Here is a 26,902-nt window from a genome sequence, read left to right as displayed (position 1 = left end):
TATTAAGAGACTTTAGGCTTTTCACATTTTCTATTTAAAAATAAGGTTGCTATTAAGCCAGCTAAAGCAATAATAGCAGCTGCAATAAACATATTTCTATATCCATAATTAATTACACTTTGGAATGTATCAATAATTGTATTACTAACGGAATCAATTGCATTAATTATCATAGGTTTTATTTGAGATGGCAAAATGCTTTCAAGTGCTGCTTTTAACATATCTACAATGGTAGTTATATCTGCATTTTGCAATGACTTGAAAACATCAGTATTAGTGTTAGTTGGATTTATTGGCATACCACTTGTAGTAGCTCCTAAGCTAGATTGAACGGCATCCATTAGCTTTGTTTGCAAGGTTTTAGAAGCTTCTACAATGAATCCTATCATTACACTTGGCGATATAGCAAGGCCAATTGAACGCATAAGTGACATAGTAGCAAGTCCAGAGGCACTTTCTTCTTTTGATACAGTTTTTAATACTAAATAGTTAAGAGGAGCACCCATAGTGAATCCTACCCCAAGTCCCATTAGTGCTAGACCTATAAAGATACTTATAAAAGTAAGAGATTCTGTAGCAATAAGTCCAAGAAATAAGGTTCCACATATAGTAAAAGTAAAACCTAATAATAAGACAAAACGAGCACTTTTTTTATCGATAAGCTTACCACTTATAGGAGCAGAGATACCGGAGAAAAGTGCAAGTAGAGTTATTAAGTATCCGCCACTTCCTGATTTTAATCTAAGAACATTTTCTGAAAATTGAGGAACAAATATCATTCCCATCATTCCAATACCAACGATAAAAGATATAATTAAGATAACTAGCATTTCTTTGTTCTTGAAGTATTTAACATTCAAAACTGGGTCCTTTGCTCTATTCTCTATAGATATTAATAATGGTGTGAGTAGTACAAATATGATTAGATAAGGGTAGACATCAGTTGATTTTATGCTTTCGGTAAAATTAAAGAAATCGAGATTAGTTAAAGCATACATAAGGCTTCCTATAACTCCGCCAAGTACGATTGCCCCTAAAATGTCCATTGGTCTTTCAGTTGAGGCTTTTGTATTCTTTAACGAAGTACTTAATATCAAAATAATTAAGCTTATTGGTACATTAATAAAGAATACCCATCCCCAGTTTGAGGAACCAGCCATATCAATTATGCTACTACCTAGAGTAGGGCCAAGTATATTACCAACTCCATAAATCATGCCAACTAGTCCTAGGGCGCTTCCTCTTTTTTCTTCAGGGAAACTATTCCCAATTACAGCGTTGGCGATAGGCATTATTCCCCCAGCACCAAGTGCTTGAATAGCACGAGCAGTCAAGAAAAATCCAAATGTTCCATAAAAATTTGAAATACCGCATAGGAGAGATCCAATTCCAAAGGTAGCAATTCCAAATACATACGCTTTCTTATATCCATATTTATCACCTAATTTGCTTACTATAGGCATAGATATAGCATAAATTAATGTATATAGTGTTATCATCCAAGTTCCGATATTTTGGTCAACTTTAAAACTATTTTGAATAAGCCCTCTAACAGGAGAGACAATACCTGTATCTATTGCGCCCATAAATATTCCTAGCATAAAGAGTATAAGAATTAGTGTTTGATTTTTCTTAATCATAATTTTCCTCCTTAATATATTTTTTTTGTGAACAATGTTCATAAAAGTTCATAAAAATTATTCATACCATACAAGTTTATAAGGAAACTATCTAATATGAATAATAAATGAATCAAGGTATATTATATTGAATTGATTTAATGATATTATTTAGATAAATAATCTTTGATTATCTTATCGAAATCTTCGTATTCAAATTGATTCATTTGAGCCATCATCATAAAATTTAAAATTAAAAATTTAGCAATTATATAAGGGTCGATAGATAAATGAATAGTTTTTTTGTCTTGCTCCTTAATAAGTATTTTTTCAAGTTTTTTATATAGCTTATCTAGGAAAACATTTTTTCTATTTAGTCCATCATCAGTATATTCTGAGGAATAATTTTTTATCCATATTTCTTTAAAGGTATCAACAAAAAAATTCATTTGCTTGAAAATTTCTTGTAGCTTAATAAATAAGTCATCAAAGTTTTTATCAATGTCGTCAACTATATTTAAATATTCATACCAATAGTTTTCTATTAACTCGATAGTTAAAATGCTTTTGGTTGGAAAATAATTGTATATAGTACCAACTGCTATACCTGATTTTTTAGATACCTCTCTCATAGTTAAATTTTCAATACCTTGGGTTAAAACAATTTCTTTTGCATATGATAGTATAGATTCTTTAGGATTTTCTAAAATTTTTGGCATAATTTCACCTCTTTATGAACTATGTTCATTATATATCTGGAAGTTTTCTTTGTCAAAGAGCTTGTTTTAAAAAGTAAAGATTATTTTATCGAGAATATATATGGTAATATTCTTATATTCTTAAGAATATGCTGGTAAAATGCCAGTTGGAGGTGGTTGAGACAAAAAATAAGCTGTCTAAAATTCTTATTTTAGATAGCTTATTTAATAACTGAAATTATTTATGAAGGTGAGCTCCCATTGTGTTGTACGTGCTATTAGGGGTAATCTTTAGGAAGTTACCCATGTTAATTGAACCATCGGCATTTCTCCATAATGTATGAACATCTGTACCTAATGCTGGAGCGTCAATACTAACAAAATCATTTGCAGTTACAGCATCAGTAGGAGTACCTCTTAATTCTCCAACGTTACTATCTGCAGTAGCTTTAGTTGTAAACATGTAAGTTTTATTGCTAGTTGAGAAAACACAATTTTCAGCTGTTCCTCTATACTTATCACTACTTACTTTCTTGTTGCTAAATGATATTAAGTTTCTAAATATATTATTAGAATTAGTTTTATCTCTTGCAAAGTCAAAGTTACTCTTTCCGCCATCAGCTAAGGAATTGTTAAAACTTGTACAACTATCTACAGTTATTGTTCCAGGGTTACTATTATCTGTGAATCCATGATTTTTGTTTTCAAAAGATATACAGTTATAAAGAACGTGATTTCCATGCATTTTAGATCCACCCATTTTAAATCCATTACCATCACTATTTTTAGTAAGTTGTCCAGTTGTAGTAGATCCGTTTCTAAATGCAACACAATTTCTTATTGTAACCGCACCAATTTCGCCTGTAGCAGCCTTTGTGTATAGGTCCCAACCATCATCTACATTGTTATAAGAAATACATCCATCAAATATGTTTCCATCTCCGCAAGTCAACTTTGCAGCAAATCCATCTGCATTTTCGCCAGTTGCAGGATCACTATTATTAAATGAAGTACAGTTAAGTATTAAATTATCACTTGGCCAATCAGCTTTGTTTGAAAGAGTAGATGAACGACGACTTATTTGAATACCAGTATCTCTATTTGCCCTAGCTACACATAATTCAATCTTATTATGTTTACCAGTTACATATAAGCCATTGTCAGCTGCGTTGAAGAATTCAATACCTTTTACATACCAATAACTTCCTTCTAATTGAAGACCTCTTGAATTATTTGCTGGATTTTTCATGTCATAAGGCTGATCTGAAAAATCAAGTGTAACCTTTTCCCCGTTTAAAGCAACTATGGATTTCATAGCATTTTCTGAACCATTATTAGTATATGGTATTGTAAATTGCTTGCTGAATTTGTAGGTGCCTCCCTTTACATATATTGTTCCGCCAGCAGTAACGTTACTTACAGCTGAAGTAAGAGACATGGGATCATTTATAGTACCAGTTCCGCTATCAGAAGCTTCTGGAGAAACATATATGCTGTTTTGAGTAACAACGGGGATATCTTTTATAGTTACATTTATTGATATACCATTGGAGAATTCTTCAACAGTACCATTAACTTTTTGAATTCCTAATAAATTAGTGTTAACAGTATCCCAAGTTACAGGAACTTCTGCTTTACTTCCATCGCTATAGTTAGCTGTAACCTTCGTAGGTAAAACAATAGGTTGTCCTTTAGTAAAGGTTACATCATTTAACTTATCTATAGATGCAATTGTAGCTTTTGCAGGCTTATCTGGATTAGTATTAGAAGCGTCAGCTAAATTATAAAGTAGGTTACTAGATCCATCAGTAACGGTGAAATAGTCAAAGACTGCATTACAATCAGCTACAGCTAAGCCAACATTTAATGTAGAACCTGCATTACCTAGTATACTAGAATCCTTTGAAGAACCATCAGCTTTGAAAGTCTTTATAAGTGTTGCATTAGCAAAGGACTTTTCAGATGAAGTAGATAATGTATAGGTAGTACCTTCTCTAGAAATTCTAAAATATGTATTTGCGTCTATGGTTTTAGCATTACCGTTTGATCTTTTAGATAATCTTGCTTCATATGCTCCAGTTCCTAATTTTTTAGCTCCTAAGGATATATGTGGAGAAGTTGAATCAGAACCATTTCTAACCATTAAGAAAGCTTTTGATTTCGAAGTGATATTTGTTAGCGAAGATAGTTTAGCAGTAGCGGTAAAATCTCCAGTTACAGGGATAGAAGAATAATTGAAGCTATCTCCGGAAGTTTCAAATTTACCACCTTTAGCAGATAAACTAATATTGCTATCTGAAGTTGTAAAGTTTTCGTTTTTTATAGATTTTTTTGCATCAACAATTTGGTTATGAAGAGTTGATGCTAATGTTTGTTCACTGCTTACAACTGAAGTTTCAGAAGCTAGAGCAGAAGATTGAGATAAGATTCCTGTTGATCCGAAAGTTAAAGAACATGCAAGAACAATTGATAATATTTTTTTTGATTTCATGTAAATTCCTCCTAAATTATAATAAATGAAAATTGAAATAATAAATTATATAAAGCAATAACAAATGTATACAAGTGTAATATTAAGATATCATTTTAAAAAGTTATTGCGAATAAGTAAATCGTGAAAAGAAAAAATAGTAGCACAAGTTATTAGTAAGTACGAATTGAGATTAAGATTTATAAAATTACGAAAAAATAATAGTAATGAGCAAAAAATTTGAATACAAGAGGATATATTAAGATTATTTAAACTTTAAATAAATAGAATAACTGATAAAATAATATTAGGTGAACTAAAATTTAAAGGAGAAATTAAATTGGCTAAAAAAGATAATTATAATAACAAGAAGATAAAAATACATACAGTTACATCTCAGTCGCTTAGATTGGGTATACTCTTAGCACTAGTAGGAGGATTCTTGGATTCATATACATTCATAACTAGAAATGGAGTCTTTGCAAATGCGCAGACTGGCAATATAGTAATGGTGGGGGTAGAGGCATCTCAAGGAAATTGGGGACAAGCAGTACTTCATATACCTCCTATAATAGCTTTTATATTAGGAGTAGTTGTAGTAGAAAAAATAAAAGGAATTTCTTTGCCTAGAGGAATACAAGACACAGAAAGAAGCATATTGGTTCTTGAAATATTAACTCTATTTTTAGTTGGATTCATTCCAACATCTGTTCCAGATATAATAATTACAGTAATAATTTCATTTGTAGCATCACTTCAGGTTCAATCTTTTAGAAAACTAGTAGGATCGCCATATAATACAGCTATGTGTACAGGAAATTTACGTACTGCATCACAAACTGCATATGAGGCACTTAAAAGTAGAGATAGAAAAGCTGCAATTAAGGCAATTAGATATAGTATTATTATAGGTTCATTTTTGATAGGTGCAATTGTAGGAGGAGTTGTAACTTTACGCGTTGGAGTAAAAGGTGTTTGGGGTGCTGATATAATATTAGTACTAGCATTTATCTTATTCAATTTTGATGACTATAGATTGAAAACTGGGACAATGGTAGCAAGAACTTCTGATTAATAATTGTTATACTTATAATGAATAAAATGGTAGAAACAAAGAATATACAAAAAAGATTTAATAATGTATAATGTAGAAAACGAAAATGGTTTGGGTATAATAAGTGAAATATTAGAATTATAAGGGGTGTTGGAATATGTATGAAATGAAGGATGAATACAGAACAGGGGTTAAGTTCATAGATGAACAGCATGAGAAAATTTTTGATATAGCAGATAGAACATATATGTTATTAAAAAATGATCTTACAATTGATAAATATGATAAAGTAGTAGAGTTAATGGATGAACTAAGAGAATATACTAAGTTTCACTTTAAAGAAGAGGAAGCTTATATGGATAAGATTGGATTTAAAAGGATGTTTACTCAAAAGGTAGAGCATGCAGAATTTATTAAAAAGTTAGATGATATGGATTTGAGCACTATTGATGAGAATCAAGATCAATATATTATGAATATATTACAATTTTTAAGCGATTGGTTAGTTGAACATATTCTTGAGAAAGACATGCTTATTGGAAAACAAGAATAATAGAGAATGTGTAGTTTAAAATAGATACGATTAAAGTTATTTAACTAACTAGTAATCATTGAACAATTTAAGGGGCTGGCGTTATGATTGGAAAGACTAGTGAAGTAATAGAAAAAATGATAAGTTATTATAATTCAGATGTAAGAAGAATTAATCACTTTTTAAAGGTGCATTCTTTTGCAAAATCTATTGGGGAGTTAGAAAAGTTGAATGAAGAAATTCAATATATTTTAGAAATAGCAGCTATAGTTCATGATATCGGTATAAAAGTTAGTGAACAAAAATATAACTCATCAGCAGGTAATTATCAAGAAATTGAAGGGCCTCCTATTGCTAAAAATATGCTATTACAGTTAGATATTGATGAAGATATTATAGAGAGAGTTTGTTACTTGGTTGGACATCATCATACTTATAGTACTATAGATGGAATGGATTATCAGATACTTATTGAAAGTGATTTTTTAGTTAATATTTATGAAGATAATATTAAAAGTGAGCAGATTAAATTAATTAAAGACAAGTATTTTAGAACTGAAACGGGAATTAAATTTTTAAATAATATGTACTTATAAGAAATAGAGGTTAATGCCTCTATTTTTTTGTGTTTAATAAGTAATTATTGACATAGGAAGTTAATGTTGGTACAATCTTACTAAACTTATAAAAATACTAAGTATTTATTTTAAAACATAAAAGTCTATAATGGCTTTTAAAATTGGGGAGGTTTAAAATGAGTAAAAATTACAGGTTTGAAACAAATCAATTACATGCAGGTCAGGTGCCTGATCCGACAACAAAATCGAGAGCGGTACCAATTTATCAAACAACATCATATGTCTTTGATAATACAGATCAAGGAGAAAATCTTTTTGGGCTAAAAGAAAATGGAAACATATATTCAAGGATAATGAATCCAACTAGTGATGTATTTGAAAAAAGAATGGCTACTCTTGAGGGGGGAATTGGAGCATTAGCAACAGCGAGTGGAGCAGCTGCAATTACCTATTCAATACTTAATATTGCTGGGGTTGGTGATGAAATAGTTGCGGCATCAACTCTTTATGGTGGAACTTATAATTTGTTCTCCTTAACTCTACCTAGGCTTGGAATTAAAACTACTTTTGTAGATCCAGATGAACCAGAAAATTTCGAAAAGGCTATTAATGAAAACACAAAAGCACTATATGTTGAATCAATAGGAAATCCAGGGATTAATGTTGTTGATATAGAAGCTGTAGCTAATATAGCTCACAAACATGGAATACCATTAATAGTGGATAATACTTTTGGAACACCTTATTTAATTAGACCAATAGAATATGGAGCTGATATAGTAGTACATTCAGCTACTAAGTTTATTGGAGGACATGGTAATTCAATAGGTGGAGTAATAGTGGATGGTGGTAATTTTGACTGGGCACAGAACGATAAGTTCCCAGGATTTGCTCAGCCAGATACAAGTTATCATGGATTGAGATATGCTCATGATATTGGAGCTGCTGCTTTTATTACTAAGGCACGTGTTCAATTACTAAGAGATACTGGAGCTTGCATAAGTCCATTTAATGCATTTTTATTGTTGCAAGGACTTGAAACTCTTTCATTAAGGGTAGATCGTCATCTCGAAAATAGCAAGAAAATAGCAGAATATTTGAATTTTCATGAACAAGTAGCTTGGGTGAATTATCCTTCATTAGAAGGTAATAAATACTATGACTTAGCTAAAAAGTATTTACCAAAAGGAGCCGGATCAATATTTACATTTGGAGTAAAGGGTGGAGAAGAAAAAGCACGTAAGTTCATAGATAGCTTAGAGATATTCTCACAATTAGCAAATGTTGCAGATTCTAAATCCTTAGTTATACATCCTGCATCAACTACTCATCAGCAATTATCTGATGAAGAGCAAAAAGATGCTGGTGTTACAAAGGATATGATTAGATTATCTATAGGAACAGAACATGTTGACGATCTTATTGAGGATTTAGAGAATGCTTTTAAAAAGATAAAATAAAGTTGTAGTAAATATAAGATTATATTATTTTTTATAGTAAGATATTGACAGAATAGAAAAATAAGAATAATATGGGTATGTAAAATTAAATAATTCTTCGGGGCAAGGTGTAATTCCTTACCGGCGGTATAGCCCGCAAGCCATTGTGCATGATTCGGTGAAATTCCGAGGCCGACAGTAAAGTCTGGATGTGAGAAGATAGTGATAGATATAATAGAATTATATCAATTTTGTATACATTGCTCTGAAATATTTATATTTCAGAGCTTTTTTATACAATTGGTTTTTATATACCTAATTAAAGCCTCGAGTTATATACTCGAGTTTTTTTATTTTAAAGATTAAAGTTAAAGGCCTTGAAGGATAATAAGTAATAAAGAAAGGAGAGTATAAATGGATGAAAAGTATATGGAAATGGCATTGAGCTTAGCTAAGGAAGGAAGTGGCTTAGTGAGTCCAAACCCAATGGTAGGAGCTGTCATTGTAAAGGAAGGAAGAGTTATTAGCAAGGGATATCACAAAATGTATGGAGGAAATCATGCAGAAGTGGAAGCTTTCAATAGTACTGATGAAGATGTTGAAGGAGCAACTATGTATGTGACTTTGGAACCCTGTTCACATTATGGAAAAACACCGCCTTGCGCAGATTTGATAATCAAGAAGAAAATAGCAAAAGTTATTATAGGTACTTTAGATCCAAATCCTTTGGTATCAGGTAATGGAGTGAAAAAACTTAAAGATGCTGGAATTGAAGTGCGAGTTGGGGTATTAGAAGATGAATGCAAAAAAGTTAATGAAATATTTATGAAATATATTTCAGAAAAGACACCATTTGTTTTGATGAAAACAGCTATGTCTCTAGATGGAAAGATTTCAACTTATACAGGAGAATCAAGATGGATTTCAGGAGAGGAATCAAGGAAACAAGTTCATAGATTAAGAGGAAAGTATTCAGCTATAATGGTTGGCGTAAATACAGTTATTCAAGATGATCCAGAACTTACTTGTAGAATTGAAGGAGGCAAAAATCCAATTAGAATAATCCTAGATAGCAATTTAAAAATTCCAGTAAATTCTAAGGTGGTTCAAAGTGCAAAGGATGTGAAAACCATAGTTGTAGCAACTAAAAAAGCACGTATACAAGATGGAATAATATTAGAAAAGAAGGGGATAAATATATTATTAACCAATGAAGTGAATGGGAGAGTAGACTTGAGGGAACTGGTAAAAAAGCTAGGAGAGCAGAATATTGATAGTATACTTCTTGAAGGAGGAGCAACTTTAAACTTTTCAGCACTTCAAGAAGGAATAGTAGACAAAGTTCATATATATGTAGCTCCTATGTTATTAGGTGGAGAAATGTCTAAGTCTATAGTAGGAGGAAAGGGAGTAGAGCATTTAAAAGATGCTTTTAGATTAAAAAATTTAACTTCTAAGTCAATAGGTAAAGATATTTTAATAGAAGGATATGTAAAAAAGGGAGATTAGATATGTTTACAGGGATTGTTGAAGAAATAGGAGAGATCGAGTCTATAAAAAGTGGAGAAAAGTCTTCTACTTTGGTGATAAAAGCTAATAAGGTTATTCAGAATACTAGAGTAGGAGATAGTATTTGCACAAATGGAGTATGTCTTACTGTAACCAGTATGGGAAAAGATATATTTGAGGCAGATGTAATGGCAGAAACCTTAAGAAGAAGCACTTTAGGAGAGCTTAAAAAGTCAAGTAAGGTAAATCTTGAAAGAGCATTAACTTTGCAAGACAGACTAGGGGGACATTTAGTAAGCGGACACATCGATGGGATAGGAGAAATAATCTCTATTAAAAAGGAAGATACTGCTACATGGTTCCATATAAAAGTAGAAGATAATTTGCTCAAATATATAGTAGAAAAAGGTTCCATAGCTATAGATGGAATAAGCTTAACAGTAGCATATGTAGATAGTAAAAGTTTTAAGGTATCAATAATACCTCATACATCTAAAGAGACTATTTTACTAAATAGGAATGTTAGAGATATGGTAAATATTGAGTGTGACATTCTTGGGAAATATATTGAGAAGCTATTTGGGTATAGGAAAGAAGATAAAAAGAACAATATAGATGAAGAGTTTTTAAAAATAAATGGGTTTATGTAAGGAGAGAGTAATATGTATAAATTTAATACTATAGAGGAAGCTATAGAAGATATTAAAGAAGGTAAAATGTTAATTGTTATAGATGACGAAGATAGAGAAAATGAAGGCGATCTTGTAGTAGCTGCTGAAAAAGCTACGCCAGAAATAATAAATTTTATGGCAAAGCATGCTAGAGGATTAATCTGCATGCCTATGGAAGAAGAGAGATTAAAGGAATTAGATATCAATCAGATGGTAGAGAAGAATACAGAGAGCCATGAAACAGCATTTACTGTGTCTATAGACCATATGGATACAACAACAGGAATTTCTGCTTTTGAAAGAAGTCTTACAGTAACTAAAGCTATCTCAGATGATGCAAAAAAAGAGGATTTTAGAAGACCTGGACATATATTTCCTTTAGCAGCCAGAAAAGGTGGAGTGTTAAAAAGAACTGGGCATACTGAAGCATCTGTAGACTTAGCAAAGCTTGCAGGACTTAAAGGTGCAGGAGTAATATGTGAAATTATGAATGAAGATGGAACTATGGCTAGAACTCCTGAGCTTATAGAATTTTCTAAAGAATACAATATAAAAATAATTACTGTTGCAGATTTAGTAACCTATAGAAGAAAGAAAGAAGAGTTAATAGAAAGAGTTGCAAAGGCAAAAATGCCTACAAGATATGGTGACTTTACTATATATGGGTTTATTAATATATTAAATGGTGAACATCATGTAGCCTTAGTAAAAGGTGAAATAAAAGAAGATACTCCTGTTTTAGTAAGGGTACATTCAGAATGTTTAACAGGGGATGCATTAGGTTCAAAAAGATGCGATTGTGGTGAGCAATATGATTTAGCTATGAAGATGATAGCTAAGGAGGAAACAGGAGTATTGTTGTACATGAGACAGGAAGGTAGAGGAATAGGTTTAATAAATAAACTTAAAGCTTACGAATTACAAGATCAAGGATATGATACAGTAGAAGCTAATTTAAAGTTAGGATTTAAGGCGGATATGAGAGATTACGGAATAGGAGCACAAATTTTAAAAAATTTAGGTGTAAAGAAAATAAAACTTATTACCAATAATCCTAGAAAGATAAAAGGATTGGGTGGCTATGAGTTGGAAATCGTAGAAAGAGTTCCTATACAGATAGAGGCTAATGAAAATAATGAATTTTATCTAAAAACAAAGCAAGACAAATTAAGTCATATGTTAAATTATTAAAAGTAAGGGGAGATAGAAATGAAAACATTTGAAGGAAATTTAGTAGCAGAAGGATTAAAGTTTGGTATAGTAGTAGGAAGATTTAATGAGTTTATAGTATCAAAGTTATTAGGCGGAGCTTTAGATGGATTAAAGAGACATGGAGTGAGGGAAGAAGATATAGAAGTTGCTTGGGTTCCAGGTGCGTTTGAAATTCCATTAGTGGCAAAAAAGTTAGTAAAAACAAACAAATATGATGCAATAATTTGCTTAGGTGCAGTTATAAAAGGATCAACACCACACTTTGATTATGTATGTGCAGAAGCATCTAAAGGAATAGCATCAGTATCATTATCAGAAGAGAAGCCTGTTATTTTTGGAATATTGACAACTGATTCTATTGAGCAAGCTATTGAAAGGGCAGGAACAAAAGCTGGTAATAAAGGCTATGATGCAGCAGTAACAGCTATAGAAATGTCAAATTTATTAAAAGGAATAAATTAAAGTAGTAATAAATTTTATAAGTGAATAATAAAATAGATTATAGTTTAAAGGGATAGAAAAACTATAGGATAAAAGATGAAGAAAAGCCAATATATCTATTTAGGATATGGGCTTTTTTTTATGGATATGAACAAGAAAAGTAAATTAATAAAATTATAGAAATAGGAGGTAAAATGTATGATAAGAGGTGCTGGGGTTTTAATGCATATAGCTTCACTTCCGGGAGAATTTGGAATAGGCACATTTGGAAAGGAAGCTTATAAATTTGTAGATTCTATAAAAAAAGCTGGATTTAGGTACTGGCAGATACTACCTTTAGGGCACACTGGATATGGAGATTCCCCCTATCAATGTTTCACGGCATTTGCTGGCAACCCATATTTTATTGACTTTGATAAATTGAGGGACAGCGGATTATTAAGAGAAGAAGACTACAAATCAGAAAATTATTATGATAATAAAGAGAGGATTAATTATGGATTAGTATATACTTCAAAATACAAAGTATTAAAAGTTGCATATGAAAATTATAAAAAAATGAATACTCTTCAAGAGAAAGTAGAGAAATTTAAAGAGGATAACAAATTATGGTTAGATGATTATTCAACATATATGGCATTAAAGCAAAAGTTTAATTATAGCAGCTGGTACAATTGGGATAAGGATATTAAAGAGAGAAAAACAGAAGCATTAGATAAATATAAAAATGAATTAAAAGATGAAATAGAATATTGGTCATTTATACAATATTTATTTTTTAATCAATGGGAGAACTTAAAAAAATATGCCAATTCACTAGGAATAAAAATCATTGGAGATATACCTATATATGTAGCAGAGGATAGTGTTGATACATGGAGTGTTCCAGAAAACTTCATGTTAGACAGTAAAACATTTAAACCTAAATTTGTTGCAGGATGTCCACCAGATGATTTTTCTCCAACTGGACAGTTGTGGGGAAATTTAACTTATAATTGGGAATATATGAAGAGTACAGAATATGAATGGTGGATTTCTAGGATAAAACAAAGCTTAAGACTTTATGACATATTGAGAATAGATCATTTTAGAGGATTTAAATCCTATTGGCAAGTTTCTTATGGGGAAAAAACAGCAAAAGATGGATCGTGGAAGAAAGGGCCTGGAAAAGATTTATTTAATGTTATAAGAAAAAAGCTAGGAGATATTGAGGTGATAGCTGAAGACTTAGGATATCTTGAGAAAGATACCATTAAGTTTATTAAAGAAACAGGATTCCCAGGAATGAGGATACTACAATTTGCATTTGGTGGAGCAAGTGATAATAATTATTTACCCCATAGGTATATTAATAAATGTGTTGCATATACAGGAACCCATGATAATGATACCTGCTTAGGATGGTATGAGAAAACAGGGTCTAGGTACGAAGTGAAAAATGCAGAAGAATATTTAGGACTAAATGCAGAAGAAGGCTATAATTGGGGGCTTATTAGAGGAATATGGTCTAGTGTAGCAGATATAGCTATAGCTCAGATGCAAGACTTTTTAAATATAGGGAATGAAGGAAGAATGAATTTGCCATCAAGTTTAGGGGGGAATTGGAGCTGGAGAATGAAGGATGAAAGTTTCGATGAGGAACTAGTTAATAAAATTGCTAGGTTTAATTATAGATATGAACGAATAAACGAATAAAATATAATTTCGATACAGACTCTTTAGAAGTTTTTACAAAAAACTTTTAGAGAGTTTGTATGTATTGTCAATAGATGTAAACGTTATTTTGAGTTATACTATAAGCAATAAAAGTTAAGGGGGTAAAATTATGGCAAATCTTTCTTTGAAAAATATATACAAAATATATCCTGGGGATGTAACAGCAGTAAAGGATTTTAACCTTGAAATTAAAGATAAAGAGTTCATAGTTTTTGTTGGGCCTTCCGGATGTGGTAAATCTACTACATTAAGGATGATAGCAGGTCTAGAGTCTATATCAAAAGGAGAATTATATATTGGAGATAAATTAGTAAATGATATTGAACCTAAAGAAAGAGATATATCTATGGTGTTCCAAAATTATGCTTTATATCCTCACATGTCTGTATATGACAATATGGCATTTGGGCTTAAGATAAAAAAAGTACCAAAGACAGAAATTGATGAAAAAGTAAAAGAAGCAGCGAGGATATTAGATATTGAGAATCTATTAAGCAGAAAGCCTAAGGCTTTATCTGGAGGTCAAAGACAAAGAGTTGCTTTAGGAAGAGCTATAGTCAGAAATCCAAAAGTGTTTTTAATGGACGAGCCATTATCTAACTTAGATGCGAAGTTAAGAGTTCAAATGAGGACAGAGATTGCAAAACTTCATAATAGTTTGGAGACAACGTTTATTTACGTAACTCATGACCAAACAGAAGCAATGACTATGGGATCAAGAATCGTAGTTATGAAAGATGGTGTAATTCAACAAGTAGATACACCTCAGAATATATATAATTATCCATCTAATATGTTTGTAGCAAGTTTTATTGGTAGTCCTCAAATGAATTTTTTAAATGGGGAAGTGGTATTTGAAGAAAATAATGCATATGCTATTTTTGAAGAACAGAAAATACTTTTACCAGAGAAGACTGCTAAAATATTAAATGACAGTAAGGTAGATGGCAAAAAAGTAGTTTTTGGAATAAGACCAGAAGCACTAACTGATGATATAGATATGATAAAAGAGAATCCAGAAGAAGTAATAGAAGTCAATGTAGAAGTGATTGAATTAATGGGGGCAGAGAGTTATATTTATACTAGAGATGGAAGAAGTAGTTTAACTATTAGGGTGGAAGGAACAACAGAACTGAAAGTAGGGGAAAAAGCTAGATTACATATGAATACAGAAAAGATTCATGTGTTTGATAAGGAAACAGAATTGAGAATAATATAAAATACGGGGTTTGAGGTGTATAAATGAAGAATATAAATAAACTTTTGCAAGAGATTAGCGATATTGCACAGATTTCTTATAAATTAAAAAATGAAAAAGGTGACATTTATACATCACCAAACTTTTATATCAAAACAGCTTATATAGAAAAAAAGTTTAAAGTATATGAAGAAAATCTAATTTTAAGAATATGTAGAGAAGATGAAAAGGCATTGCCTCTTTTGGAGAACTGTATAATTAATGCTATAAAAAGAGAGAATAAGAAAAAAAGTAATGTCATTGAAAATATTATAGAAAATAAGGGAATATCAAAGAAGGAAGTGGAAGAAGCATATCCATTTTTAATAGATAAATTTACATTAATTATGATAAGTGTTAATAATAATATAGATGAAAGCATATCATTAATACAGGATGGATATAAAGAAGAAAACATAGCAATTGTTGTTTATAAGGAGAATATACTGATCTTAGGAAAGTTAGAGGATGAATATGAGCATGCATCTAGTATTAAAGAGACTATAGAATACAATTTTAGAGAAAACTGCATAATAAGTTACTGTAATGTAAATAATTATGAAAATTTAAGTAGAGCAGTAGATGGGTGTATTAAAAAAATATCATTAGCTAGTAAGTTCAATGTGAAAAAAGAAATACTTGGAGAGACTTCCCTTGTTTTTGAGGATATAGTCGATAGCATAAATAAAGAGAAAAAAAGTATGTTAGTAGATCAATTTGATAGTGGACTTAGTAAATTAGATGAAGAGATGATAAGAACTATTGATGTGTTTTTTAATTGTGGTCTTAATATAAGTGAAAGTGCTAAACTTTTATACATTCATAGGAATACATTAATTTATAGAATAGAGAAAGTTCATAAATATACGGGTTTTGATATAAAAGATTTCAATATGGCAACAGTGTTTAAAATATTGCTATTTTTATGGAAAGAACAAAAAATCGAAAAAATGTAAAAAAATACTTGAAAAGTATAAATGAAAAGGTGTACAATATAACTGGAAACGGTACCAAGGATGTTCTTAAAGAAATGTACAAGTTATTGCATGAGAAGAAGACATCCTAAACATTCATTTTCAAAATTGGAAACGGTTCCGAAATTAATTGGTTTAAATACCTTAAAAGGGTTTTAATTTAATAAAATTATCAAGGAGGAAATTAATAATGAGTAAACGTACAAAAATTGTTGCGATTATTATGGCTACTATGATGACTATTGGGCTAGCAGGATGTGGTGGAAGCAAGAGCAGTGGTAAAGAAAAATTAACAGTTTGGTCCCACCTAAAACCAGGAGAAAATGATGAAATTCAAAAATTAGCTAGTGATTGGGGAGAAAAAAATAATTTTGAGGTTAAGGTCGTTGAGGATTCAGGTAAGATGCAAGATTATAAAGAAGCAGCTAATAGTCCATCTGGACCTGATGTCTATTATGGATCACCTCATGACAATTTAGGCGCATTCCAAAAAGCTGATCTTTTAGAAGAAGTTCCAAGTGGAATGATAAATGAAAGTGATTATACTGCAAAAAATGTTATTGATGCAGTAACTATAAATGGTAAGAAATATGGAATACCAATTGCTCAAGAAGCTATAGGGTTATTTTATAATAAGAAGTTAGTTAAAGAGGCTCCAAAGACAATGGAGGAAGTTGTAAGTATAGGAAAAGAAAAGGGCTTTAAATTTAATGTTACTGATTTCTATTTAACATATGGATTGATAACTTCCGATGGAGGATATATATTCAAAAATAATAACGGTACATTAGATACTAAAGATATCGGATTAAATACTCCTGGAACAGTAGCAGGATATCAGTTCATCAGGGATTTAGTAACTAAAGAAAAACTAATGACTGCAGACATAAATGACGATATAGCTAAGGATGAATTTAAACAAGGTAAAACAGCTTTCTATATTTCGGGTCCTTGGAATGTAAAAGAAGTAAAGGATGCGGGTATTGACCTAGGTGTTTGTGCAATTCCTACATTAAAAGGAAAGACAGTAACACCATTTTTAGGAGTTCAAACTGCTTTTGTAAATAAGAACTCAACTAAGCAAGAAAAAGCTTGGGATTTAATAAAATATTTAAATGAAAATAATACTGAAATATTAGTAGATAAGGGTAATAGAATTCCTGTAACAAAGAGTGGACAAGATTCAGATGTATTTAAAAATAATACTAATATAAGTGTTTTTGCAGAATCTGCTAAGAATGCTATTCCAATGCCTAATATTCCAGAAGTACAAGCAATTTGGGATCCAGCTAAGAATAACATAAAATCAATGATAGCTGGAGACTTAGATGCTCAAACTACAGCTAAAAATATCTATGACCAAGTTGTAGAAGGAATTAAACAAATGAAATAGAAAATAGGAGGGATTAACTCCCTCCGTACTTATAAGTTAGTATTTTGAGAGGAGAATTGTTATGATTGCTAAAGGAAAAGCAAAACAAAGTATTAAGGCTGCTCCATACTTAGTAGCAGGGCTTATATATATCGTAGTATTTACAGTTCTTCCTATATTATATACGGTTTGGATTTCATTCACTAATAAGACTGTATATACAAAGGATGGGGAAAGCTCTTTTGTTGGATTAGCAAATTTCAAAGAAGTATTTAATGGACCGTTTAAAGATGTGTTTTTTCCAGTGTTTGGATGGACACTATTGTTTGCGGTAATATCTACTTTAGGATGTTTTTTAGTGGGATTAATTCTTGCAATGTTGTTAAATAACCCTAACATAAAGGAGAAAGGAATATATAAAGCTATATTAATTCTTCCATGGGCATTGCCAGTTACGGTTGCAGTTCTTTCATGGCAAGGTTTGTTTAACGGTACTTATGGTGCAATTAATAATATTTTAATTAATATGCATATTATATCTAACCCAATTCCGTGGCTCACAGATCCATTTTGGGCAAAGGCAGCTATAATAATAGCTAATATTTGGCTTGGATTTCCTTATATGATGAATGTTTGCATAGGAGGACTTTCAGCTATACCAGATTCGTATTATGAAGCAGCAGATGTTGATGGGGCTAGTACTTGGATTAAGTTTACCAGGATAACTTTACCTTCACTAACTAGGACTGCATACCCACTTTTAATAACAAGCTTTGCATTTAATTTTAATAACTTTAATTCAGCATTCTTAATTACAGAAGGTGGGCCAGCTAGACTGTCTACACAATTTGCCGGATATACAGATATATTAGCATCTGTAAATTACAAGTTATCAACACAGTTTGGAAGAATTGATATTGCTTCAACAATAAGTATTATAATATTTGTAATACTTGCTGTCTTATCTTACTTCCAGATGAGAGTATCAGGACAATTTAAGGAGGTAGATTAGATGCAAGCGCAAATTAGTATTGAAAACACCAATGTTTCCATGAAATATAAAAAGAAAATGACTAAGTCAGATAAAAAATCAGCTTGGGTATCAAGAATAGTGTTATGGTTAACACTTATAATAGTATTATTTCCAATATTGGCTGTAGTTTTTGCATCTCTTAGCAAAGGAAGTTCATTTACTCAAACTACGCTACTTCCAAAGAGTTGGACACTTGAAAACTATACAAAAGTTATTAAAGATACTCAATTTTTAAAATGGCTTTTAAATTCAATGATAACATGTATTGCAGCAGCGTTTATACAATTAGCATTAGTAGTACCAGCAGCCTTTGCATTTTCAAAATTAAGGTTTGCATTTAGGAGTAAAGGATTAATGGCTTTATTAATACTTCAAATGTTTCCAACAGCAATGGCATTGCCAGCAATACTAAGAATTGCGTATAATCATAATGGTATGGATAATCTTTTTGTAATAACTATATTATTATGTACAGGAATAGCGTACAATATTTGGTTAATGAAAGGGTATATGGATGGTATACCAACAGAGCTTATAGAAGCAGCCTATGTGGATGGAGCCACAACATTTCAAGTGTTTATAAAAATTATTTTACCTTTAATAAAGAATATGGCACTAGTAATTTTCCTATTTGCATTTATTTCAGCATATAGTGAATTTATGATAAGTTCTGCATTATTAAAGGATAAGGCAACTCAAACTATTGCAGTAGGAATGCAACAGTTTATAAGAGATAAGTTCTCAGCTAACTGGACTCAATATTCAGCTGCAGCTATTATGGCTTCAACACCTGTAGTAATTTTATTCTTGTCGCTTCAAAAGTTTATTGCAAAGGGATTAACAGCTGGTGCAGTAAAAGGTTAAAAATAAACATTAAAATATATAAGATTCCTCAAGTAACTTATAAGTAAATTGAATGAATATAGAGATTCCTATTATAAAAATAGGAATTTCTATATCACAAGATACGGTAACGTTACCGGGATAAGTCCCGAAAATAGGGAAGGTAAGGAGAATTTCAATGAATATAAAAGATATAGCTAGATTGTCAGGTGTAGGTGTAAGTACAGTATCCAGAGTACTTAATAATCATACGGATGTTAAGGAGAGTACTAGAAAAAAGGTGCTAGAAGTAATTAAAGAAAGTAATTATATTCCTAATAATAGTGCAAGGATACTTAAACAAAATAATACAAATAATATAGGGGTTTTAGTAAAAGGTGTATTTAATCCATTCTTTTCAGAAATGGTAAATGTAATAGGGAAAAATATTTCAAAATCAAGATATACAATGGTGCTTCAACAAAATGATTTTACTTTTGGTGATGATTTTGAAACATTACAATCATTTATTAAAGAAAAGAGATTACAAGGGGTTATTTGCCTTGGAGTAAATTTTGAGTCTGTGAGTAAAGATAGTGTAAATTCTCTAGAAGTCCCAGTTGTACTTACATCAGCAAATTTTAAATTAGGCGAAAGTGGCTATTCTTCTGTAGGAATTGATAATATAGAGTCTGCATATAAGGCTACAAAATACTTAATAGAACTTGGACATAAGAATATTGCTGTTATGATAGGTGAAGAAAATGATATTGGAATAAGTTGGAATAGACTTAAAGGCTATAAAAAGGCATTAGAGGAGTCTGGCATTCCATTTAATGCAGATAATATGCTTGTAGGAGATTATAAATCTGAAGAAGCATATAAGGTAATGATGGAATTTATTAAAAATAATAAGGATATAACAGCTGTATTTTCTATTTCAGATATTATGGCCATTGGGATAGCAAAGGCTATAGTTGATTCTGGATTAAAGATAGGAGAAGATATATCACTGGTAGGATTTGATGGACTTGATATAAGTAAATTTTATAATCCAGGAATAACTACCATGAAACAACCTAAAGTATTGATGGCTGAAAAAAGTACGAATCTCTTACTTGAACTACTTAATGGAAAATTAGAACATGAACATATTGTTCTTAATACAGAGCTTGTTAAGAGAGCGTCTTGTAAATATATAAAGAGAGGATAGGTGTAGAGTGAATGGATTAAAAATAGATGAAAATGTAATAAGATATATTATTGGAAACCCAATAAATACTGATGCGGTAATTTTAGATACTAATAAGATTAAAACTGATAGAAGTTATAGCTTAAAGTATTTAGATATAGATGAAGATGGAAATTTAAACTACTACATGTCTGATAATGATATAATATACGGCTTAGGGGAAAATGTAAGAGGCCTTAACAAAAGAGGTTGGATATATGAGAGCTTTTGTACTGACGAATATAGCCATACACCAAATAAAAGAAGTTTATATGGAGCTCATAATTTTTTTGTAGTCCATGGAAAAGAAAACTTTGGGATATTTATAGATAGTCCTTCAAAAGTCATATTCGATATAGGATATACAGATCACAATAAAATAAAGATTACTTGTGAAAATCAAAATTATGGGTTATATATCATTGAAGGTAATAGTTTGAATGATATAGTAAAGGAATTTAGAATGCTAATTGGGGAAAGCTATATTCCACCAAAATGGGCATTAGGTTATGGACAAAGTAGATGGGGATATGGAACTGAAACTGAAGCTAGGGAAGTAATTAGGAAGTTTAAGGAAAATGATATTCCTCTAGAAATGTTGTATTTAGATATAGATTACATGGAAAGATTTAAAGATTTTACTGTAGATAGAACCGCCTTTCCAAGTTTTGAGGGCTTAGTAGATGATTGCATGGATGAAGGAGTTAAAGTTATTCCTATAATTGATGCAGGGATAAAGGTAGAAGAAGGATATCCTATTTATGAAGAAGGAGTAGAGGGAGGATATTTTTGTACTGATAAGGATGGTGATCCATTTGTAACTGCAGTATGGCCTGGAAAGGTGCATTTACCAGACTTTTTAAACTCAAGAGCCAGAAAATGGTTTGGAGAAAAATACAAGATACTAACTGATAAAGGAATCGAAGGTTTTTGGAATGATATGAATGAACCAGCATTGTTTTATTCTGATAAGGGTTTAGAAAGCGCTTTTAAAAGAGCAGAAGAGATAAAGAAGGAGAATATAGACGTATATTCATATTTTGAACTTAAAGATAATTTTAATAAACTAGCTAATTCTATAGATGATTACAAAAGTATATATCATAACGTGGATGGAGAGCTAATAAATCATTATGATGTCCATAACTTATATGGATTAAATATGACTAAGGCAACCTATGAAGGTTTGGAAAATATAGATGAAAATAAAAGGTTCTTATTATTTTCGAGAGCATCTTCTGTAGGAATGCATAGATATGGTGGAATGTGGACAGGAGATTCATTTTCTTGGTGGGAACACATAGAATTAACTATGAAAATGTTGCCAGCTTTAAATATGTGTGGATTTATGTTTATAGGTTCTGATACTGGAGGATTTGCTGGAGATACTACAAGTGATTTGCTAATTAGATGGAATCAATTAAGTCTATTTACTCCTTTATATAGGAATCATACATCAAGATGGTCAAGGTCACAAGAACCATATGCATTTGATGAAGGAACAACAAAAATAATTAAAAATATAATACGCTTTAGATATTCACTAATTCCATATTTGTATAGTGAACTTATGAAGTGTATAAAAAATAATGATTTATATTTTAAACCATTAACTTTTGAATATGAAGATGAATTTTCTAAAGAGGTAGAAGATCAACTAATTTTAGGAAATTCACTTATGATAGCGCCTATGTATAAGCAAAATTCAAAGGGACGGTATATTTATCTGCCAGAAAAAATGCTTCTTTGCAAATTAAATCATGAAGGAAAGTTATTATTCGAAGTTTGCAATGAAGGAAGTAAATTTTTTCACTGTTTGTTGGAAGAAACTATATTTTTTGTAAGAAAAAACAGGATATTACCGTTGGTTGAGAGTGAAAATAAAGTTAAAGATTTATCTTTAAAAGAATTGAATTTAATTGCATTTGTAGATAAAAAAGCAGAATATACTCTTTATGACGATGATGGAATTACAAAAGAATGCAAAAAGAATAAATTCAATTTAGTTAAAGTAGTTATAGAAAAGATAAGTAATAAATATGAGTTGAAAATAGAAAAAGCAGAAAATACTGCTTTGAAGAAAATTAATGTAGTTATTTATGACTTAGAAGGAAGAAAAGAAACCATTTTAAGAGAATTATAGTATAGGAGGATAGGCGATATGGACAGAGGTGCAGGGATTTTAATGCATGTTGCTTCACTTCCAAATGATTATGGAATAGGGTCTTTTGGAAAAGAAGCATATAAATTTGTAGATTTCATAAAAAAGGCAGGATTTAAATATTGGCAGATGCTTCCGCTAGGTCATACAGGATATGGAGATTCACCATATCAATGCTTCTCTGCTTTTGCAGGAAATCCTTATTTTATTGATTGTTGTATTTTAGAGGAAGAAGGACTGTTAAAAGAAGAAGAATATAAAAATGAGAGTTATGGATTAGATAGAGATTCTATTGATTATGGGGAAATATTTATATCAAAGTTTAATGTATTAAGAAAAGCATATAACAATTATAAAAAATTAGGATTTCCCGAAATTCAAAAGAAGTTTGAAGAATTTAAGAAAGAAAAATCCTTTTGGCTTGAAGATTACTCTTTATATATGGCATTAAAATACCATTTTGAATTAAAGGGATGGTATAAATGGAATGAGGATATTAAGAGGAGAACACCTAAAGCGGTTAATGCGTATAAGGAAAGATTAAAAGATGATATAGACTATTGGTCATTTATACAATATTTATTTTATGAGCAATGGGAGAAATTAAAGAATTATGCTAATAAGTTTGGAATTAAGATAATAGGAGATATACCAATTTATGTTGCAGAAGATAGTGTAGATACATGGAGTCACCCTGAGAATTTTAAGATTGATAAGGATGCATTGGAACCTTTAGTTGTGGCAGGATGTCCTCCAGATGCTTTTTCTAGTACAGGACAATTATGGGGGAACTTAATTTATGACTGGAATCATATGAAAGAGGATGATTACAGTTGGTGGATAATGAGGATAAAAGAAAGTTTAAAACTGTATGATATTTTAAGAATTGATCATTTTAGAGGGTTTGAATCTTATTGGGAGATTCCTTATGGAGAAAGAACTGCTATAAATGGAGAATGGGTAAAAGGCCCTGGAATTGATCTTTTTAATACAATAGAGAAGAAACTTGGAAAATTGAATATAATAGCTGAAGATTTAGGATATTTAACTGATGATGTAGTAGAATTTTTAAAGGAGAGTAAGTTCCCAGGAATGAGGGTATTACAGTTCGCTTTTGATGGGAAACCTGACAATAATTTCTTACCACATAGATATATTAAAAATTGTATTGCATATACTGGTACCCATGATAATGACACTTTCTTGGGGTGGTATGAAAAAACAGGTAGCAAGATGGAAACAAAAAGAGCAAAAAAATATTTGGGCTTAAACGGAAAAGAAGGATGCAACTGGGGCTTCATAAGAGGAATTTGGGCAAGTATTGCTGACGTGGCAATAGCACCTATGCAGGATTTTCTAAATTTAGGAAATGAAGCAAGAACAAATTTACCTTCGACTCTTGGGATAAATTGGAAGTGGAGAATCGGTAAAAATAGTTTAAGTGATGAGTTAGCTAAAAAGATATATAAATTTACAAGAATGTATGGAAGGTGTGAAGAAAATGAATAAAGAAGAACTAAAATTAAGTATTGAAAGAACGATAAAAGTTAAATATGGCAAGACTTTAGACAAGGCTTTAGATTATGAAATATTCAATGCACTCTCTTTAAGTTTATTAGAAAATATAGTAGACGATTGGAATGAAACTACAGAATTATATGCAAAAGGTAAACAAGCTTATTATTTTTCAGCTGAATATCTAATGGGTAGAGCTCTTGGTAATAACTTAATAAGCATGGGAGTATATGATGAAGTAAGGGAGTTATTAGAAGAACTAAATATAAATATAAATAAGATTGAGGAAATAGAAGAGGATGCAGGACTTGGAAATGGTGGACTAGGCAGATTGTCAGCTTGTTTTATGGATTCTGCTGCTACTATGGAAATTCCATTAATAGGATATGGACTTAGATATAATAATGGATTATTTAATCAATATGTAGAAGATGGTTTTCAAGTTGAAGATGGGGATTATTGGCTTAAGTATGGAGATCCATGGAGTATAAGAAAAGAATCAGAAACTCAGGTTATTCATTTTGAGGATATGGATGTTAAAGCAGTACCTTATGATATGCCAATAATAGGATATGGCACAAGAAATGTTAATACCTTAAGGTTATGGAAAGCAGAACCACTAAAAGAGTTTGATTTTAAGTTATTCAACGATCAAAAATATGATGAAGCGATAAGACTTAAGAATAGAGCAGAAGATATTACAAGGGTATTATATCCAAATGATTCTACTGAAGAAGGAAAGCTATTAAGATTAAAGCAACAATATCTTTTAGTAAGTGCATCAATAAAGGATATAATTAAAAAACACAAAGAAAAATTCGGAACCGTTACCAAAAGGTTAGGTGAATTAAATGCTGTTCAATTAAATGATACTCATCCAACTTTAGGTATTCCAGAGTTAATAAGAATATTAGTGGATGAAGAAGGATTAACTTTTGATGAGAGTTTAAGTATAGCAAAGTGTATGTTTAGTTATACAAATCATACAATTTTAGCAGAAGCTTTAGAAAAGTGGGATATAACTTTAATAAAAGAATTATTCCCTAGAATATTAGAAGTAATACAAGAAATTGATAAGAGATTTATAGCTGAATTGAAGGCAGCAGGATATAGTGGAAATGCAATTAAGGATTATAGAATAATATATAAGAAGCAAGCTAGAATGGCAAATTTAGCTATCCATGTTGGATCAGCAGTAAATGGAGTAGCTAAACTTCATACAGATATATTAAAGGAAACTGAACTTAAAAATTGGTATGAGCTTTATCCAGAAAAATTCCAGAACAAGACTAATGGAATTACACCAAGAAGATGGCTTAGACTTTGCAATCCCGAGTTATCTTCATTAATAACAGAAGTTTTAGGTAATGAAGATTGGGTAAGAGATCTTTCATTATTAAAGAATTTAGAAAAGTATGTTAATGATAAGTCAGTATTAAATAAGTTTATGAGTATCAAGCATAAAAAGAAAGAGCAGTTAGCTGAATATGTTAAAGAAAATGAAGGTGTTACTATAGATCCAGATTCACTATTTGATATTCAAATTAAGAGACTACATGAATATAAGAGACAATTGTTAAATGCTTTTTATATACTAGACCTTTATTATAGAGTTAAAGAAGATTCTAATATGGATATACCAAAAATAACATTTTTGTTTGGAGCAAAGGCATTCCCTGGTTATAAGAGAGCAAAGGCAATAGTTAAATTTATTAATGAAATAGCAAACTTAGTTAATAATGATAAAACCATTAATGGAAAGATTAAGGTTGTGTTTGTGCAAAATTATAGAGTATCCTATGCAGAAAAATTATGTCCAGCAGCAGATATTTCAAAGCAAATCTCAACTGCTGGTAAGGAAGCTTCAGGTACTGGAAATATGAAGCTTATGCTAAACGGAGCACCTACATTTGGTACTTTGGATGGAGCTAATGTTGAAATAGTGAATGAAAGTGGAAGAGAAAATAACTTTATATTTGGATTAGAGGTAGAAGATATAGAAGAGCTTGGTAAGAATTATAATCCAAAAGATTATTATGAAAAGAATCCAAGTTTAAAGAGAGTAGTAGATGCTTTAGTAGATGGAACTTTTGATGATGGAGGCAGTGGAGATTTCGAAGATTTATTCGATTCTCTATTAGAAGAAGGGGATCAGTATTATTTATTAGCTGATTTCCAAAGTTTTAAGGAAACTGAAGATAAGGTATTTGAGGCTTATAAGGATAAAGAAGAGTGGGCAAAGAAATGTTTCTTAAATACATGCAATGCAGGAATTTTTTCTAGCGATAGGACAATATTAGAGTACGCTAGGGAGATTTGGATGGTAGAAAGAAAGTCATTATAATAAAGCTTCCCCTTAATTTGTTGTTAATATATATAAAGGAGCTCCCTAATAATTATGGGAGCTTCTTTAGTTAATTAGATTTTAGAACTTTGAAATTAAAAATGAGTTAACTTAAAATTTAAAACGGAAAAAAGAGAATGAAATATTATTAAATTGTACTAATAAGTAACAATTTAAGTACTAATGTGCTTTATGAAAAAAGTTCCACAATAAAGAATAACCGTTATTAGTATAAAAAACACCATATATTAGTCAGTTGTCCCTTGAATTTTTA

21 protein-coding genes and 1 riboswitch are annotated in these 26,902 nt (G+C 30.8%); of the genes, 18 read left to right on the top strand and 3 right to left on the bottom strand.

The genetic code is table 11. The features are described 5' to 3' along the window. Window positions 1–2: 2 nt before the first annotated feature. The 3 genes from H9661_RS10785 to H9661_RS10775 all read right to left on the bottom strand — a co-directional run bounded on the left by H9661_RS10785 (window position 3) and on the right by H9661_RS10775 (window position 4,808). Window positions 3–1,640: an MFS transporter gene (locus tag H9661_RS10785; protein ID WP_143315888.1), complete on the bottom strand. Its 1,638-nt coding sequence runs from the start codon at window positions 1,638–1,640 to the stop codon at window positions 3–5. Window positions 1,641–1,786: 146 nt separating this feature from the next. Next, window positions 1,787–2,338 (bottom strand): TetR/AcrR family transcriptional regulator, encoded by a 552-nt coding sequence (locus H9661_RS10780; RefSeq protein WP_143315887.1) that lies wholly within the window; start codon window positions 2,336–2,338, stop codon window positions 1,787–1,789. Window positions 2,339–2,555: 217 nt separating this feature from the next. Next, window positions 2,556–4,808, bottom strand: a complete 2,253-nt coding sequence (locus H9661_RS10775; RefSeq protein ID WP_207729669.1) for a right-handed parallel beta-helix repeat-containing protein — start codon at window positions 4,806–4,808, stop codon at window positions 2,556–2,558. 319 nt (window positions 4,809–5,127) lie between these two features. Between H9661_RS10775 and H9661_RS10770 the strand changes: the two genes are divergently transcribed. The 18 genes from H9661_RS10770 (at window position 5,128) to H9661_RS10685 (ending at window position 26,628) form a co-directional block, all read left to right on the top strand. After that, window positions 5,128–5,862, top strand: a complete 735-nt coding sequence (locus H9661_RS10770; RefSeq protein WP_143315883.1) for a YoaK family protein — start codon at window positions 5,128–5,130, stop codon at window positions 5,860–5,862. A 136-nt stretch (window positions 5,863–5,998) separates the two neighbouring features. Further along, window positions 5,999–6,394: a bacteriohemerythrin gene (locus H9661_RS10765; RefSeq protein ID WP_143315882.1), complete on the top strand. Its 396-nt coding sequence runs from the start codon at window positions 5,999–6,001 to the stop codon at window positions 6,392–6,394. A gap of 83 nt (window positions 6,395–6,477) precedes the next feature. Continuing rightward, a complete protein-coding gene (locus H9661_RS10760; RefSeq protein ID WP_143315880.1) occupies window positions 6,478–6,969 on the top strand; it encodes an HD domain-containing protein in 492 nt (163 codons plus the stop codon). A 158-nt stretch (window positions 6,970–7,127) separates the two neighbouring features. After that, a complete protein-coding gene (locus H9661_RS10755) occupies window positions 7,128–8,411 on the top strand; it encodes a homocysteine synthase (protein ID WP_191768746.1) in 1,284 nt (427 codons plus the stop codon). A gap of 89 nt (window positions 8,412–8,500) precedes the next feature. Continuing rightward, a riboswitch (FMN riboswitch) is annotated at window positions 8,501–8,615 on the top strand. Between the two features lie 189 nt (window positions 8,616–8,804). After that, window positions 8,805–9,899, top strand: coding sequence for a bifunctional diaminohydroxyphosphoribosylaminopyrimidine deaminase/5-amino-6-(5-phosphoribosylamino)uracil reductase RibD (gene ribD / locus H9661_RS10750; RefSeq protein WP_191768744.1), 1,095 nt, complete (start codon window positions 8,805–8,807; stop codon window positions 9,897–9,899). 2 nt (window positions 9,900–9,901) lie between these two features. Further along, window positions 9,902–10,549, top strand: a complete 648-nt coding sequence (locus tag H9661_RS10745; protein ID WP_191768742.1) for a riboflavin synthase — start codon at window positions 9,902–9,904, stop codon at window positions 10,547–10,549. A gap of 12 nt (window positions 10,550–10,561) precedes the next feature. After that, window positions 10,562–11,761 (top strand): bifunctional 3,4-dihydroxy-2-butanone-4-phosphate synthase/GTP cyclohydrolase II, encoded by a 1,200-nt coding sequence (locus H9661_RS10740; protein WP_191768740.1) that lies wholly within the window; start codon window positions 10,562–10,564, stop codon window positions 11,759–11,761. An 18-nt stretch (window positions 11,762–11,779) separates the two neighbouring features. Further along, window positions 11,780–12,244: a 6,7-dimethyl-8-ribityllumazine synthase gene (gene ribH / locus H9661_RS10735; protein ID WP_143315870.1), complete on the top strand. Its 465-nt coding sequence runs from the start codon at window positions 11,780–11,782 to the stop codon at window positions 12,242–12,244. A 177-nt stretch (window positions 12,245–12,421) separates the two neighbouring features. Further along, entirely contained in the window at window positions 12,422–13,918 is a 1,497-nt protein-coding gene (gene malQ / locus H9661_RS10730) for a 4-alpha-glucanotransferase (RefSeq protein ID WP_143315868.1), read from the top strand. 130 nt (window positions 13,919–14,048) lie between these two features. Beyond that, window positions 14,049–15,158: an ABC transporter ATP-binding protein gene (locus H9661_RS10725; RefSeq protein ID WP_143315867.1), complete on the top strand. Its 1,110-nt coding sequence runs from the start codon at window positions 14,049–14,051 to the stop codon at window positions 15,156–15,158. Window positions 15,159–15,181: 23 nt separating this feature from the next. Next, window positions 15,182–16,132, top strand: a complete 951-nt coding sequence (locus H9661_RS10720) for a PucR family transcriptional regulator (protein ID WP_143315865.1) — start codon at window positions 15,182–15,184, stop codon at window positions 16,130–16,132. A 208-nt stretch (window positions 16,133–16,340) separates the two neighbouring features. Next, window positions 16,341–17,543, top strand: a complete 1,203-nt coding sequence (locus H9661_RS10715; RefSeq protein ID WP_143315863.1) for a sugar ABC transporter substrate-binding protein — start codon at window positions 16,341–16,343, stop codon at window positions 17,541–17,543. A 61-nt stretch (window positions 17,544–17,604) separates the two neighbouring features. Next, the gene (locus tag H9661_RS10710) at window positions 17,605–18,534 is read left to right on the top strand and encodes a carbohydrate ABC transporter permease (protein WP_143315861.1); all 930 of its coding nucleotides are present in this window, start codon (window positions 17,605–17,607) and stop codon (window positions 18,532–18,534) included. Continuing rightward, window positions 18,535–19,419 carry a sugar ABC transporter permease gene (locus H9661_RS10705; RefSeq protein WP_143315859.1) on the top strand — a complete coding sequence of 295 codons (885 nt, stop codon included), beginning with the start codon at window positions 18,535–18,537 and terminating at the stop codon, window positions 19,417–19,419. A gap of 157 nt (window positions 19,420–19,576) precedes the next feature. Then, window positions 19,577–20,590: a LacI family DNA-binding transcriptional regulator gene (locus H9661_RS10700; protein ID WP_143315857.1), complete on the top strand. Its 1,014-nt coding sequence runs from the start codon at window positions 19,577–19,579 to the stop codon at window positions 20,588–20,590. 7 nt (window positions 20,591–20,597) lie between these two features. Continuing rightward, entirely contained in the window at window positions 20,598–22,751 is a 2,154-nt protein-coding gene (locus H9661_RS10695) for a TIM-barrel domain-containing protein (RefSeq protein WP_143315855.1), read from the top strand. An 18-nt stretch (window positions 22,752–22,769) separates the two neighbouring features. Next, a complete protein-coding gene (malQ, locus tag H9661_RS10690; protein ID WP_143315853.1) occupies window positions 22,770–24,278 on the top strand; it encodes a 4-alpha-glucanotransferase in 1,509 nt (502 codons plus the stop codon). Beyond that, window positions 24,271–26,628: a glycogen/starch/alpha-glucan phosphorylase gene (locus tag H9661_RS10685; RefSeq protein ID WP_143315851.1), complete on the top strand. Its 2,358-nt coding sequence runs from the start codon at window positions 24,271–24,273 to the stop codon at window positions 26,626–26,628. Before malQ (H9661_RS10690) ends, H9661_RS10685 begins: the two co-directional genes overlap by 8 nt. Window positions 26,629–26,902 lie beyond the last annotated feature (274 nt).

Source organism: Clostridium cibarium (assembly GCF_014836335.1).
Taxonomy (GTDB): Bacteria; Bacillota; Clostridia; order Clostridiales; family Clostridiaceae; genus Clostridium; species Clostridium cibarium.
This window is presented reverse-complemented; position numbering and strand designations above follow the sequence as displayed.

Excerpts from the sequence above, each read along its gene's own strand:
- H9661_RS10760 (WP_143315880.1), top strand. The coding sequence starts at position 6,478 with ATGATTGGAAAGACTAGTGAAGTAATAGAAAAAATGATAAGTTATTAT.
- H9661_RS10705 (WP_143315859.1), top strand. The coding sequence starts at position 18,535 with ATGCAAGCGCAAATTAGTATTGAAAACACCAATGTTTCCATGAAATAT.
- ribD (WP_191768744.1), top strand. The coding sequence starts at position 8,805 with ATGGATGAAAAGTATATGGAAATGGCATTGAGCTTAGCTAAGGAAGGA.
- H9661_RS10765 (WP_143315882.1), top strand. The coding sequence starts at position 5,999 with ATGTATGAAATGAAGGATGAATACAGAACAGGGGTTAAGTTCATAGAT.
- H9661_RS10785 (WP_143315888.1), bottom strand. The coding sequence starts at position 1,640 with ATGATTAAGAAAAATCAAACACTAATTCTTATACTCTTTATGCTAGGA.
- H9661_RS10755 (WP_191768746.1), top strand. The coding sequence starts at position 7,128 with ATGAGTAAAAATTACAGGTTTGAAACAAATCAATTACATGCAGGTCAG.
- H9661_RS10780 (WP_143315887.1), bottom strand. The coding sequence starts at position 2,338 with ATGCCAAAAATTTTAGAAAATCCTAAAGAATCTATACTATCATATGCA.
- H9661_RS10710 (WP_143315861.1), top strand. The coding sequence starts at position 17,605 with ATGATTGCTAAAGGAAAAGCAAAACAAAGTATTAAGGCTGCTCCATAC.
- H9661_RS10740 (WP_191768740.1), top strand. The coding sequence starts at position 10,562 with ATGTATAAATTTAATACTATAGAGGAAGCTATAGAAGATATTAAAGAA.
- malQ (WP_143315853.1), top strand. The coding sequence starts at position 22,770 with ATGGACAGAGGTGCAGGGATTTTAATGCATGTTGCTTCACTTCCAAAT.
- H9661_RS10725 (WP_143315867.1), top strand. The coding sequence starts at position 14,049 with ATGGCAAATCTTTCTTTGAAAAATATATACAAAATATATCCTGGGGAT.
- H9661_RS10700 (WP_143315857.1), top strand. The coding sequence starts at position 19,577 with ATGAATATAAAAGATATAGCTAGATTGTCAGGTGTAGGTGTAAGTACA.
- H9661_RS10685 (WP_143315851.1), top strand. The coding sequence starts at position 24,271 with ATGAATAAAGAAGAACTAAAATTAAGTATTGAAAGAACGATAAAAGTT.
- H9661_RS10720 (WP_143315865.1), top strand. The coding sequence starts at position 15,182 with ATGAAGAATATAAATAAACTTTTGCAAGAGATTAGCGATATTGCACAG.
- H9661_RS10715 (WP_143315863.1), top strand. The coding sequence starts at position 16,341 with ATGAGTAAACGTACAAAAATTGTTGCGATTATTATGGCTACTATGATG.
- ribH (WP_143315870.1), top strand. The coding sequence starts at position 11,780 with ATGAAAACATTTGAAGGAAATTTAGTAGCAGAAGGATTAAAGTTTGGT.
- malQ (WP_143315868.1), top strand. The coding sequence starts at position 12,422 with ATGATAAGAGGTGCTGGGGTTTTAATGCATATAGCTTCACTTCCGGGA.
- H9661_RS10745 (WP_191768742.1), top strand. The coding sequence starts at position 9,902 with ATGTTTACAGGGATTGTTGAAGAAATAGGAGAGATCGAGTCTATAAAA.
- H9661_RS10775 (WP_207729669.1), bottom strand. The coding sequence starts at position 4,808 with ATGAAATCAAAAAAAATATTATCAATTGTTCTTGCATGTTCTTTAACT.